A 12,276-nucleotide genomic window follows, 5' to 3' on the forward strand; every position below is an offset into this window, starting at 1 on the left:
GCTTGTCAGCCATGAAGGACACCTCCTCGGCAGTTTGATGTCGCGCCCGGTGGGCAGCCAGTCCTAGTATGCGTTGCCCGGGCAAGATTATTCCTGCGGCCTGTTGTGAAAAATAACCGTATCGGCGGCGATCCAGTCATGCTATACTTTAGGTATATCGAACTATTCCGAGTATAGACATAGGCCGGAGGAATGGGTCCTCCCGGGAAAGGTGTGGTCAGCCGTGACGATGCTTCGAGTTGCCAATTGCCCTTCGTGCGGTAAAGTATTTCAGAAAAATTTGCGAAATTTATGTCAGGATTGCCAGCAATTACGGGACGGCGGCTACGACAGGTGTGCCAGCTATTTGAAGAAGGCGCCGAAGGCAACGACGGCCGAGCTGAGCGAGGCGACCGGTGTTGCGCTCCGTGACATTTACACGTTTATCAAGGAAAATAAATTACCTGTAACGTTTTATACCGGATTGACTTACCCGTGCAACAGCTGCGGCGGTCCGATTCGCCGGCATCAGCTTTGCGTCAGCTGCAGCACCCGAATTTCAGCCGATATTCGCGACCTGCGGGACAAGGAGGAGAAGGCGCAGGCGAATCGCGGCATAGGCTTTCTCCATACGCGCAAGTCATGATCGGCCGGCATAGGCATGAAGGCGTAGAGCATGAAGGCATAGAGCATGAAGGCATAGAGCATGAAGGCATAGAGCATGAGCCTGCTTCGCAAAGCCGCTTTCGGACGCGCTTGTTCAGGCGTGATTGTCGCGAACAGGCTTTGTTTTGTCGTGAAGCGGAAATTATGCTACACTGGTTGAGGTTGTGACAGGTTAATTTACGATTTTGTCACAAATCTTTCACCAAAATGCCTTGAATAGGCATGGGTAAATGGGATGGTTTTATGTACAATAAATCTATGTGTCTAACGGTAATCAGGTAAGGGGGGAATATGTATGCAAAAGTGGATTATGTTTTCATTGTTCATCGTCGCCTGTCTCCTCGGTACGGGAGTGTTGTTCCAGAACATTTCGGCCCGCCAGGCGGAGATGGCGAAGGAAGCAACGGCTGGTCCTACGTTGAAGTTCGTCGCGTCGAACTACAAGTTTGATCAAGCGGAGTATAAAGTAAAAGCCGGCGAGAAAATGACGGTTTCCTTGCAAAACAAGGAAGGTTTGCACGCGATGGAAATCGCAGGCACGTCTGTGAAGCTGGACAACAACACGAAATCCGTCGAGTTCACGTTTGACAAGCCGGGCGTGTACGAAGTACACTGCACGCTGCCTTGCGGCCCTGGACATGCCGAGATGAAAACAAAGCTTATCGTCGAATAATCGACACCTGCCTTACCAACAGATCGGGAAGGGGGCCTGCGCCTAGCGCCGGGCTTCCTTTTCTTTTTGTCCGGGCAAGCCGTATAATGTAGAGGTAGCGGACATTTGAACGATAGAGAGGTTGATTCCCATGCGGACAGTTGATCTTATACATAAGAAAAGAAATGGCGGCGAGTTGACGGGTGAAGAAATTCGTTGGCTCATCGACGGATACGTGCAGGGCTCCATCCCCGATTACCAGATTTCGGCGTGGGCGATGGCCGTTTACTTTCAGGGCATGACCCCGCGTGAAACGGCGGATTTGACGCTCGCGATGGCGGATTCCGGCGATCAGGTCGATCTGAGCGGCATTCCCGGCGTGAAGGTGGACAAGCACAGCACGGGCGGCGTCGGCGACACAACGACGTTGATCGTAGCGCCATTGGTCGCAGCGGCCGGGGTGCCGGTGGCCAAGATGTCCGGACGCGGACTGGGGCATACGGGCGGCACGGTGGACAAGCTGGAAGCGATTCCGGGTTTTCAGGTCGAGCGCTCCTCGGAGCAGTTTTTGCAGCAGGTGCGGGATATCGGGATCGCGGTTGTCGGCCAGTCCGGCAATTTGACGCCCGCCGACAAGAAGCTGTACGGGCTGCGCGACGTGACAGCGACGGTTGATTCGATACCGCTGATCGCCAGCTCCATCATGAGCAAGAAAATCGCCTCCGGCGCGGACCGGATTGTGCTTGACGTGAAAACCGGAAAGGGCGCGTTCATGAAAACGTTGGAGGCATCAGTGGCGCTGGCCGAGGCGATGGTCGCGATTGGTACGGAGGTAGGACGCGAGACGGTTGCAGTCATCACGAACATGGACGAGCCGCTGGGGCCGTCGATCGGCAACGCGCTGGAGGTCAAGGAAGCGATTGATACCTTGCGCGGCGAAGGTCCGGCGGAGCTGACCGAGCTTTGTCTGGAGCTGGCCGCGCATATGGTTGCGCTCGGCGGAGCAGCCGCCTCGTATGAGCAGGCGCTGGAGCTGGTCACGGAGCTGCTGCGCAATGGCGCGGCGCTGGCGAAGTTCAAGCAGTTTGCAGCCGCCCAGGAGGGCGACGGGCTGGTGGCGGATGAGCCGGAGCGGATGCCCCAGGCCGCTTACCGGGTCGCGGTGCCAGCGCCGCAGGACGGCTACGTGGCGGCGATTGATGCCGAATCGCTCGGGGTCACCGCGATGCTGCTGGGTGCGGGCCGGGCGACCAAGGAGGACCGGATTGACCTGGCCGTCGGGCTGAAGCTGGCGAAGCGCGTCGGTGATTCGGTTCAAGTCGGCGAGCCGCTCGCCGAGCTGTATTTGAACCGGAACGAGGCCGAAGAAGTCAGCCGGATGACGGAACGGGCAATTGCCGCCTTTACGTTTTCCGCGACGCCAGTGGAGCCGCTCAAGCTGATGTACGCGGTCGTCACGAAGGATGGCGTACGTTATACGTAAGCTGATCACCGATCGCCCGCGACAGAGCGCGTCTCTGTCCGGGCGATTTTTTGCGTTTCAATTGAACTAGGTCGTTGCGAGAGTAGAAGTCCCGGTTTTTTACCTCCAAACCGCATATTTCCTGTAAAAAACGTCAACAATGATTACCAGCACACTTAATCAGGTTGATCGTTCAGGAGGGGTCGAACAGGTGAAGACCAGAGCAGGGTTTAAATTAGGGGTCAGCGCACTGCTGCTGCTGACGCTGGCGATGCCGACGGCATGGGCCGAGGAAAAGCCGCCTGCGGACAAACCGGCCGCAGAGAAGCCGGCCGCAGAGAAGCCGGCCGCCGACCAGCCGCCGGATTTGGCGCCGGGCGCTGTATCCGCCGTTGTGATGGATGCCGATACCGGGACGCTGATCGTTGACAAAAACAAGGATGCCAAGCTGCCGCCGGCCAGCATTACGAAGGTTATGACGATGCTGCTGATCGTCGAAGCGATCGACCAGGGCAAGCTCAAGATGGATGAAAAGGTGCGAACGAGCGAATACGCGGCTTCGATGGGCGGCTCGCAAATTTTTCTGGAGCCTGGCGAGGAGATGACGGTGCAGGATATGCTCAAGGGCATCGCGATGGCCTCAGGTAATGACGCTTCCGTGGCCATGGCCGAGAAAATCGGCGGCTCTGAGCAAGCCTTCGTAGCCATGATGAACGAACGGGCCGGGCAGCTCGGCATGACCAATACGCATTTCGTCAACCCGAACGGGCTGCCTGCAGACAATCATTATTCCTCGGCGTACGATATCGCCCTGATGAGCCGGGAGCTGCTCAAGCATGAAGAAATTACCCAGTTCACCGGGCAATACCAGGATTATTTGCGCAAGGATACGCCTAAGCCGTTTTGGCTTGTCAATACGAACAAGCTGGTTCGTTTTTACGCCGGAGCGGACGGGCTGAAAACCGGCTACACGAGCGAGGCGAAGTTTTGCCTGACAGCGACGGCCAAGCGGGATAACCTGCGTGTAATCTCCGTCGTTATGGGCGAGCCGGATACGAAAACGCGGAATGCCGAAGTAACGAAGCTGTTCGATTATGCATTCTCGCAATATACAAACCTGCCGATCTACAAGTCGGGCGACGCGATTGGCGAAATGAAGGTCGGCAAAGGCGAGACGCCTGTTGTCCCGCTGACGGCCACGCATTCGTATTCGCTGCTGCTGAAGAAGGGCGACGCTGCCGAGGGCATCCGTCATGAGGTACAGCTTGATTCGAACCTGAAGGCGCCGATTGCCGCCGGGCAGCCCATCGGTAAAATTATCGTCTACCGGGGCGACCAGGTGATGAAGGAATTTACGCTGGAATCGCCGGTGGACGTGGCGAAGGCCGGCTGGTGGACGCTGACCAAGCGAACGGCGAAACGTTTGTTTTTCTTCAACTGACCGGACCGGCACACATCCAGAAATCCCCGCAGCAGGAAGGCTCCAGTCGGCTGCGGGGATTTTTGGCTTTTACGCCTGCGGCTGTGCGCAGCTGCAGTTCATGTCGCTTTCCACCGTCTTCTGGCGCATTTCTTCTAGTTTTGTCGGGGGGCAGGAAAAGCTTTCCTGCTTGTAGAAACAGTGATGCATGAACGGGAGGGAGTGAACCGCGTGAGCTTACAAATCGAGTTGGAGCATTACCGCAATGCGCTGATCGTCAGGCTTCAGGGAGAACTGGACCACCATACGGCGGACGCCGTAAAAGCCCGTATGGAGGAAGCAATTCTGCGAGGGCATAGCACCCATATTATTTTAAGCTTGAAGCAGCTCAGCTTCATGGACAGTTCCGGGCTCGGCGTGATTCTCGGCAGATACAAGCAGATTACGAGCCGCGGCGGCAAAATGGTCGTCTGTGACGTCAATCCTTCCGTGTACCGGCTGTTCGAAATGTCGGGCCTGTTCAAGATTTTATCTATTCAGGACAATGAAACCGAAGCGATTCAAAGTCTGGAGGTCGTATCATGAGTGAACGCAACCGAATGAAGCTGCAATTCGCCAGCCGCTCCGAGAACGAATCGTTTGCGCGTGTGACGGTGGCCGCCTTCGTCGCCCAGCTGGACCCGACGCTTGATGAGCTGACGGATATCAAGACGGTCGTGTCCGAAGCTGTAACCAATTCCATCATTCACGGCTATGACAATAACCCGGACGGAACGGTGACGATCTCCGCGTCGATTGAAGGGGATACCGTCTTTATTTCCGTAGAGGATCAGGGCGGCGGCATCGAGGATCTGGAGCTGGCCAAGCAGCCGCTGTATACGTCCAAGCCGGAGCTGGAGCGCTCGGGGATGGGCTTCACGATTATGGAAAATTTCATGGATGAGGTTGATGTTCACAGTGAGCCGGGGGCGGGCACGACGATCCGGATGAAGAAGCGAATTGAGTCCAAAAAAGCGTTATTTAATTAGGGGTTGAACCTATGGATGCGGACTTGAAGCAAACCTCGCACACCTATCTGGATGACACCGAAGTCAAGCGGCTGATTGCGCTGAGCCATTCCGGCGATGCGCTTGCCCGCGAGACGCTGGTCAATTGCAATATCCGGCTCGTATGGTCCGTGGTGCAGCGCTTCCTGAACCGCGGCTATGAAGCTGAGGATTTATTCCAGATCGGCTGCATCGGGCTGTTGAAATCGGTTGACAAATTCGATCTGTCCTACGATGTGAAGTTTTCGACGTACGCCGTGCCGATGATTATCGGGGAAATCCAGCGGTTTCTGCGCGACGACGGCACGCTGAAGGTAAGCCGCTCGCTCAAGGAGCTGGCGAACAAAATCCGTAAGACGAAGGATGAGCTGTCCAAGCGCAACGGGCGGCTGCCGACGATCAAGGAGGTAGCCGAGGAGCTGGGCATTACGCCGGAGGATGTCGTATTTGCCCAGGAAGCGAACAAGCCGTTGTCCTCCATTCACGAGACCGTCTTCGAAAATGACGGAGACCCGATTACGCTGATGGATCAAATTGCGGACGACGGGCAAGATAAATGGTTTGACAAGCTGGCGCTAAACGAAGCGATCGGATCGCTGAGCGAGCGCGAGCGGCTGATCGTCTACTTGCGTTATTTCCGCGACCAGACGCAATCGGAGGTAGCGAGCCGCCTGGGCATTTCCCAGGTTCAGGTGTCACGGCTGGAAAAGAAAATTTTGCAGTCCATTAAAAATCAAATCGCCCAGTAGCTGTCTTCAAGCGACATAGCGGGCATAAGCAGGGGCTGTCTTCACCGATCGTAGGATCGAAGAGGACAGCCCCTGCTTGCTATGAACCGGGCCGGGCCCGGGCCAACCTTTGCCGCCAGGGCGCGGGGTGATTTCGTCAGGTTACTTCGCCCGCGACTCATTATCCCGGAACAGCAGGCCGATGCAGTACAACCCCGCCAAGCCGACCAGCGTGTAGATGATCCGGCTAAGCCCGGAGGAGTACCGGTATACATCTCCCCCTAACAACGCTGTTACCAGATCCCACTGGAACAACCCGACGAGCAGCCAGTTAAGCGCCCCGATAATGACAAGGGTCAATGCGAATTTGGTCATATGTCGACACCTTCCTGTTGAAAAGTAGTTTGTTGCTGATCGCTGACGTCCTTATCGTGCCATCCGCGCACGTTCCCTATACATTGGAGGCGCGTCAAGTTTTTCCAACCGCGCCTGCGCATCCTAGAACGTATTTCCATTCATACTACCCTTATCTGGCAGAAGGGAGGCCGCATGATCATGGAGCCGCGATTTTCCTCACAACGTATTTATATCCGGCTGCGCCGTACGCTGAGCATCCATCCGCAGGAACCGGTGAGGCTGGGCAAGGTTGCTCAGCTGCTGTCCCCGCCGGACGTGGAGCAGGAGCTTGAGCGACTGGAGCTGTATCGGCCGAGCGAATACGACGGCAATCTGGTGCTGGTCGATATGATGCTGATTGTCCGCAAAGTGCAGGAAAGGTTTCCAGGCATGCAAATCGAGCTGTTCGGTGAGCCGCATACGCTGGTGGAGGTGCAGGGCAAGGCAAGACAGGCGAATCCGGTGCTGCTTGTGCTTGTGTGGCTCCTTCTGTTCATCGGCTCCGGGCTGGCCATTATGAATTTTCATGCCGATGTCAGCATGGCCGAAGTACACCGTCATCTGTACACGATGCTGACCGGCCGCGAGCTGGAACGACCGCTGCTGCTGCAAATTCCTTATTCACTCGGCATTGGCGCAGGGATGATAGTGTTTTTCAATCATTTGTTCCAGAAAAAATTCAATGAGGAGCCAAGCCCGCTTGAGGTCGAAATGTATATGTACCAGCAAAATGTCAATCAGTTCGTCATTACGGATGAGTATGCCAAGCTGTACCAGAAGTCAGAGTCCGGTCCGAAGCCGGAATCGGCGCCCGGCCCGGAGTCGAGGGAGAAATCAGAGTCTGGCCCGGAGTCGGCTGAGCCAACGGGGAGAGCCCCGTGAGCGAATGGATCTGGAGCATCGGCGTTGTGTTTATCGGCTTGGCCGGAGGGCTGGCTGTAGGCAGCGGGATGGTCGCTTTCCTGATCGTTCTGGACATCATCCCTCGTCTGGCGCAGCTTACTCGCTCCTATCGCTATATTCGGTTTTATGAGGGCGCGTTAGTGAGCGGAGCGCTGTTTTTCACGTTTGCCGACTTTCTGGCGTGGAGCTTCCGGTTCATGCCGATGTCGGCGGTCGTGTATGGACTGCTGGCAGGCTGCTTTGTCGGCATGCTGGCGGCCGCCTTGACGGAAGTGGTGAATGTGCTGCCGATTATTGCCAAACGGATCGGGATGGAAGCTTATATGATCTGGCTGCTGATGGCGATGATATTCGGCAAGGTTTTCGGCTCAATCGTCGATTGGCTTGGTTGGCTGAGCTAACTTTTTAGACAGGAGGGCATTGGGTATGCAAAAGGAATTTAAACGTGCGAAGCTGGTCAACGGCCGTGCGCACCGCAAGCTTGATTCGGGCCGTTCAAACGGGCAGACTGACGTCGGCGGCGAACCGGACGCGGATGGAACCCGTTCCGGCTCAGGGATGGAGGATCAGGGTCAGGCCGGGCGACTTGAGGCCAAGCTTGAGATTGACGCGCAGGGCAATATTATCGGCGAGGCGGATTGGCAGGATCGCGATAGCGGAATCAACGGGGACAGTCGGGACGATCTGTCTGAAGAGCATCAGCTCCGACAAGCCGGGAGGAAGCATGCCGGTCAAGCCCGGGCTTCCGACGCGCATGCTGCAAGCAGCCGGTCAGCGCCATCCGGTGAGCGGCTGGAGCCGCAGACAGGCCGGTCGGCAGCTTACCAGTCCGGAAGCGGCAATCAAGGAAAGCAGGCCTCTGAGGAAGACAAAAGGCGCAAAATGGAGCAGGAAACGAACCTGACGGAGGAAGAGCAGGAGCTGAAGCAGGACCCGTATATTTCCGCTTCCTTCGACCGGCTGAAGCGTCAGCTGGAGGAGCGTGTCGGGTTAAATAAAAGCTTCGACGTCGTGTTTCGCGAGATGGTATTCGGAGGTCAGCGGACCGGCATCTTTTATTACAACGGCTTTGCCAAGGATACGGTGTTAAATGATATTTTGGCGCGGCTGTCCTACGCCGATGAAGCGCATCGTGCGGCGTCCTATTCGACAGGAGCTTCCGCTTCCGGGTCCGTGCCGGGGCATCAGGAGGGCCGGGAGCGTGCGTCAGGCTTGAACGGCGCCCGCAGCAACCAGCGGGGAGCGTCAACATCCTTGACGTCTACTCCGGACGCCGCCGGGCATTACGACCCATCGGCGCCCATGGGCCAGCCACATCACCGACGAGCTGAAGCGGCGCATGGACAGCAGGACGGAGCGCTGCTTGAGCGCGGACAGCCTTCTGCACGGGCAACCGAGGGGCCGATTGTCGCCAGGCGCGCGCAGCCTGTGCAGGGGAGGCAGGGCTTCCGCGACAGCGAAGCGGGTGTGGGCGATAGCGTCGATCGTGCAGCGGCACGTTCTGCCGATTCCGCTGCCGCCGCCGGATATCGGGCAGGAGGCCGCACGAGCGGCGGCCAGACGGGCCGTCACCGGCCAACAGGGGCTGCATCCCATGCATCCCGTGCATCTCTTGACCGAGGGAGCGCCGCAAGCGGACAGTCGCATGTCGGCGTGGACCAGCGTTCCGGCAAGCTGCATGTCATTGAGCTGTTTGACCAGGCGCTGATTCCGCATATCCAGGTGAAAAGGACTGACCAGCTAAAGGAAGCGATTGATCAGGTCGCGATGGGCGGAACCGCCTTCTTTTTCGAAGGGGAAACCGAGGCTGTTCTCGTTGACGCCAAAAATTTCCCGGCGCGTACTACGGAGGAGCCGGATCTGGAGCGGGTCGTGCGCGGCTCGCGCGACGGGTTCGTGGAAACGCTGCTGACCAACGTTACGCTGGTCCGCCGGCGGCTGCGCGATCCAAGCCTGAAGCTGGAAATTACTCAGATCGGCAAGCGGACGCAGACCGATATTTGCATCGGCTACCTGCAGGATATTTGTGATATGGAGCTGGTCGAGTCCATTCGCGACAAAATCAAGCAGGTCGAAGTAGACGGCCTGCCGCTTGCGGAAAAGCAGCTCGAGGAGGCGATTGTCGGCAAAGGCTGGAATCCGTATCCGTCCGTCCGTTATTCGGAGCGACCGGATGTGGTGGCGGCGCATATGCTGGAAGGGCATGTCGCTGTTTTTGTAGATACATCGCCTTCGGTGATGATTTTGCCGACGACGTTTTTCCACCATGTGCAGCATGCCGAGGAATACCGTCAAACTCCGCTGATCGGCTCCTACCTGCGCTGGGTGCGGTTTCTGGGCATTGCTGCGTCGCTGTTTTTGCTGCCGCTCTGGTTTCTTATCGTCACCTCGCCGGAGCTGAAGCCGGCCGGGCTTGAATTTATCGGACCGGAGAAGGCGGGCAAAATTCCAATTATTCTGCAGTTTCTGACGGCCGAGCTGGGGATCGACCTGATGCGGATGGCCGCGATCCATACGCCGACGCCGCTCGCCACTGCGATGGGCTTGATTGCCGCGATTTTGATCGGCGACGTTGCGGTCAAAACAGGGCTGTTTGTGAACGAGGTCATCTTGTACCTGGCGCTGGCGTCCATCGGCACCTTTGCCACCCCGAGCTATGAGCTGAGTTTGGCCAATCGGCTGGCCCGGCTGGTGCTGCTGCTGGCCGCGGCCGTGTTCAAGGTGCCGGGGCTGGTCATTGCTTCGACGGCGCTAGTGATGATGCTGGCGCTGAAGCGCTCCTACAATACGCCCTATTTGTGGCCGTTTATTCCGTTTAACGCGAAGGCGATGCTTGAAATTGTCATTCGGCGGCCGTTCCTGACGATGAAAACAAGAATGAGCCTGACCAAAACGATCGACTCGTCCAGGCAGCCGTCAGAGCCTGCCTCTTGAGGGAGCGCTGGCCGCCAGCGCCGTTTTCCACAGCCTGACCCGCCGTTTCCGGCGGGCAGGCTTGTTTTGCTTGTTGTCTTGGGGCCGCCGATTATGATACTTTGGATAAAGGAACATGCAGGATGATTCAAGCCTTACAGGAGAAGAGGAGCTATACGCGATGTATTTACACGGCACCAGTACGATTAACAGCCAAGGGCATCTTGAAATCGGAGGATGCGACGCCGTCGAGCTGACGAAGCAGCACGGCACACCGCTTTATGTGATGGATGAAGCGTTGATCCGGCAGCGCTGCCGGGAATTTGTGGAAGCCTTCCGTCAATCCGGCCTGCCTTTTCAGGTCGCTTATGCGAGCAAGGCATTTTGCGTGATGGCGATGTGCCGCATCGTCGAGGAAGAAGGCATGTCGCTGGACGTTGTCTCGGACGGCGAATTATATACAGCGCTGCAGGCCGGCTTCCCGGCGGAGCGCATTCATTTTCACGGCAACAACAAGACGCCGCAGGAGCTGGACATGGCGCTGGACGCCAACATCGGCTGCTTCGTCGTCGATAACTTCGTCGAGCTGCATATGCTGAACGCAATTGCAGGCGAGAAGCGCAAAAAGGCAAAGGTGCTGCTGCGCATTACGCCGGGCGTTGACGCGCACACCCATGAGTATATTTCTACCGGTCAGACCGATTCCAAATTCGGCTTCGATCTGGAAAACGGCGCGGCCCGTCAGGCCGTGTCCGAATCGTCCGCGCTGCCGCATATCGAGCTGCTCGGCACGCATTCGCATATCGGCTCGCAAATTTTTGAGGTCGGCGGCTTCCAGCTTGCTGTCGAGAAGGTGATCCGCTTTGCCGTCGCGGTGCGCGATGAGCTGGGCGTGACCTTTACGGTGCTGAATCTCGGCGGCGGCTTCGGCATCCGGTATATGGACGGCGATACGCCGCTGCCGGTGGCCGAATACGTGCAGGCGATTACATCGACGGTGCGCGAGCAGTTCGGCGAGCACGGCTACCCGCTGCCGGAAATCTGGACGGAGCCGGGACGCAGCATCGTCGGCGATGCCGGTACGACCTTGTATACCGTCGGTACGTACAAGGATATCCCTGGCGTCCGCAAATACGTCGCGGTTGACGGCGGAATGACCGACAACCCGCGTCCGGCGCTGTACCAGGCGCAATACGAAGCAATGCTGGCGAACCGCGCGGCGTCGCCGAACGAGGAGCTTGTTTCCATTGCGGGCAAATGCTGCGAAAGCGGCGACATGCTGATTTGGGACGTCGAGCTGCCGCAGGTGCAAAGCGGCGACGTGCTGGCGGTATCCTGCACAGGCGCATACAACTACTCGATGGCCAGCAACTATAACCGGCTCCGCCGGCCGGCGGTTGTCTTTGTCAAGGACGGCGTTTCGGATGTTGTGGTGGAGCGGGAAACGTATGGCGATCTCGTGCAGAAGGATGTTGTGCCTGCGCGGATGAAGCCGGTGACGGAGGCGAGATAAGGTGGGCAGGCTGCCGCTGGCAGCATTTGCTTGTTACAGCCTGTTATGCTAAACTCCCTTTAGAAATCATATACAAAGGAGATTTGTTCCCATGGCAAAAAAAGGGTCTATTGAACTTGAAAAAGGCGGCGTTATCCAGCTTGATTTCTTCCCGGAGGAAGCGCCGAACACGGTAGCAAACTTCGAAAAGCTGACCAACGAAGGCTTCTATAACGGATTGACGTTCCACCGTGTCATCCCGGGTTTTGTCGCGCAAGGCGGCTGCCCGAACGGCACAGGCACTGGCGGCCCAGGCTACCAAATTGACTGTGAAACAAGCACGAACACAAGCAAGCATGAGCGCGGTACGCTGGCCATGGCGCATGCAGGCCGAAACACAGGCGGCAGCCAGTTTTACATTTGCTACGAGCCGCAGCCGCATTTGGATAAAAAACATACCGTGTTTGGCAAAGTGACCAGCGGCATGGAGCTGCTGGACAGCGTGAAGCAAGGGGACAAAATGAAAGAAGTTAAGGTTTGGGAAGAATAGTCCAAGCCTGACCGAACAGGAGAGGGCGCATAGCCCTCTTTTTGCTGCACGCAGCTGCGCCCTTTTTTC

At 57.3% G+C, this 12,276-nt stretch carries 13 protein-coding genes; 12 read left to right on the forward strand and 1 reads right to left on the reverse strand.

Translation table 11 applies throughout. The annotated features are described in order from the left end of the window. Window positions 1-229 precede the first annotated feature (229 nt). From AC6ROY_RS08180 to sigF, 7 genes are all read left to right on the forward strand, one after another. Window positions 230-625, forward strand: coding sequence for a flagellar protein (locus AC6ROY_RS08180; RefSeq protein WP_500099880.1), 396 nt, complete (start codon window positions 230-232; stop codon window positions 623-625). A 315-nt stretch (window positions 626-940) separates the two neighbouring features. Beyond that, complete coding sequence (locus tag AC6ROY_RS08185) at window positions 941-1,318, forward strand: cupredoxin domain-containing protein (RefSeq protein ID WP_500099726.1); 378 nt, start codon at window positions 941-943, stop codon at window positions 1,316-1,318. A 130-nt stretch (window positions 1,319-1,448) separates the two neighbouring features. After that, window positions 1,449-2,780 (forward strand): pyrimidine-nucleoside phosphorylase, encoded by a 1,332-nt coding sequence (locus AC6ROY_RS08190; protein WP_500099727.1) that lies wholly within the window; start codon window positions 1,449-1,451, stop codon window positions 2,778-2,780. Between the two features lie 250 nt (window positions 2,781-3,030). Further along, complete coding sequence (locus AC6ROY_RS08195) at window positions 3,031-4,200, forward strand: D-alanyl-D-alanine carboxypeptidase family protein (RefSeq protein WP_500099882.1); 1,170 nt, start codon at window positions 3,031-3,033, stop codon at window positions 4,198-4,200. Between the two features lie 210 nt (window positions 4,201-4,410). Beyond that, on the forward strand, window positions 4,411-4,764 hold the full coding sequence (spoIIAA, locus tag AC6ROY_RS08200) for an anti-sigma F factor antagonist (RefSeq protein WP_500099728.1): 354 nt from the start codon (window positions 4,411-4,413) through the stop codon (window positions 4,762-4,764). After that, a complete protein-coding gene (gene spoIIAB / locus AC6ROY_RS08205; RefSeq protein ID WP_500099729.1) occupies window positions 4,761-5,207 on the forward strand; it encodes an anti-sigma F factor in 447 nt (148 codons plus the stop codon). Before spoIIAA ends, spoIIAB begins: the two co-directional genes overlap by 4 nt. An 11-nt stretch (window positions 5,208-5,218) precedes the next feature. Further along, window positions 5,219-5,974 (forward strand): RNA polymerase sporulation sigma factor SigF, encoded by a 756-nt coding sequence (gene sigF / locus AC6ROY_RS08210; protein ID WP_500099730.1) that lies wholly within the window; start codon window positions 5,219-5,221, stop codon window positions 5,972-5,974. A 141-nt stretch (window positions 5,975-6,115) separates the two neighbouring features. Here sigF and AC6ROY_RS08215 read toward each other — a convergent pair whose 3' ends face one another. Further along, the gene (locus AC6ROY_RS08215; RefSeq protein WP_500099731.1) at window positions 6,116-6,328 is read right to left on the reverse strand and encodes a DUF378 domain-containing protein; all 213 of its coding nucleotides are present in this window, start codon (window positions 6,326-6,328) and stop codon (window positions 6,116-6,118) included. A gap of 180 nt (window positions 6,329-6,508) precedes the next feature. Between AC6ROY_RS08215 and AC6ROY_RS08220 the strand changes: the two genes are divergently transcribed. The 5 genes from AC6ROY_RS08220 (at window position 6,509) to AC6ROY_RS08240 (ending at window position 12,207) form a co-directional block, all read left to right on the forward strand. Beyond that, entirely contained in the window at window positions 6,509-7,231 is a 723-nt protein-coding gene (locus AC6ROY_RS08220) for a stage V sporulation protein AA (RefSeq protein ID WP_500099732.1), read from the forward strand. Beyond that, a complete protein-coding gene (locus AC6ROY_RS08225) occupies window positions 7,228-7,653 on the forward strand; it encodes a stage V sporulation protein AB (RefSeq protein WP_500099733.1) in 426 nt (141 codons plus the stop codon). Before AC6ROY_RS08220 ends, AC6ROY_RS08225 begins: the two co-directional genes overlap by 4 nt. Before the next feature lie 25 nt (window positions 7,654-7,678). Next, complete coding sequence (locus tag AC6ROY_RS08230; protein WP_500099734.1) at window positions 7,679-10,186, forward strand: spore germination protein; 2,508 nt, start codon at window positions 7,679-7,681, stop codon at window positions 10,184-10,186. A 160-nt stretch (window positions 10,187-10,346) separates the two neighbouring features. Then, window positions 10,347-11,678 carry a diaminopimelate decarboxylase gene (gene lysA, locus AC6ROY_RS08235; protein ID WP_500099883.1) on the forward strand — a complete coding sequence of 444 codons (1,332 nt, stop codon included), beginning with the start codon at window positions 10,347-10,349 and terminating at the stop codon, window positions 11,676-11,678. 91 nt (window positions 11,679-11,769) lie between these two features. After that, window positions 11,770-12,207 (forward strand): peptidylprolyl isomerase, encoded by a 438-nt coding sequence (locus AC6ROY_RS08240; protein ID WP_500099735.1) that lies wholly within the window; start codon window positions 11,770-11,772, stop codon window positions 12,205-12,207. The last annotated feature ends 69 nt before the right edge of the window (window positions 12,208-12,276 follow it).

It is taken from the genome of Paenibacillus sp. sg306046 (assembly GCF_059821225.1).

Bases quoted from the DNA above. Each gene is read 5' to 3' on its own strand.
- spoIIAB (WP_500099729.1), top strand. From the start codon at position 4,761: ATGAGTGAACGCAACCGAATGAAGCTGCAATTCGCCAGCCGCTCCGAG.
- AC6ROY_RS08185 (WP_500099726.1), top strand. From the start codon at position 941: ATGCAAAAGTGGATTATGTTTTCATTGTTCATCGTCGCCTGTCTCCTC.
- AC6ROY_RS08190 (WP_500099727.1), top strand. From the start codon at position 1,449: ATGCGGACAGTTGATCTTATACATAAGAAAAGAAATGGCGGCGAGTTG.
- AC6ROY_RS08220 (WP_500099732.1), top strand. From the start codon at position 6,509: ATGGAGCCGCGATTTTCCTCACAACGTATTTATATCCGGCTGCGCCGT.
- sigF (WP_500099730.1), top strand. From the start codon at position 5,219: ATGGATGCGGACTTGAAGCAAACCTCGCACACCTATCTGGATGACACC.
- AC6ROY_RS08240 (WP_500099735.1), top strand. From the start codon at position 11,770: ATGGCAAAAAAAGGGTCTATTGAACTTGAAAAAGGCGGCGTTATCCAG.
- lysA (WP_500099883.1), top strand. From the start codon at position 10,347: ATGTATTTACACGGCACCAGTACGATTAACAGCCAAGGGCATCTTGAA.
- AC6ROY_RS08195 (WP_500099882.1), top strand. From the start codon at position 3,031: ATGCCGACGGCATGGGCCGAGGAAAAGCCGCCTGCGGACAAACCGGCC.
- AC6ROY_RS08215 (WP_500099731.1), bottom strand. From the start codon at position 6,328: ATGACCAAATTCGCATTGACCCTTGTCATTATCGGGGCGCTTAACTGG.
- AC6ROY_RS08180 (WP_500099880.1), top strand. From the start codon at position 230: ATGCTTCGAGTTGCCAATTGCCCTTCGTGCGGTAAAGTATTTCAGAAA.
- AC6ROY_RS08230 (WP_500099734.1), top strand. From the start codon at position 7,679: ATGCAAAAGGAATTTAAACGTGCGAAGCTGGTCAACGGCCGTGCGCAC.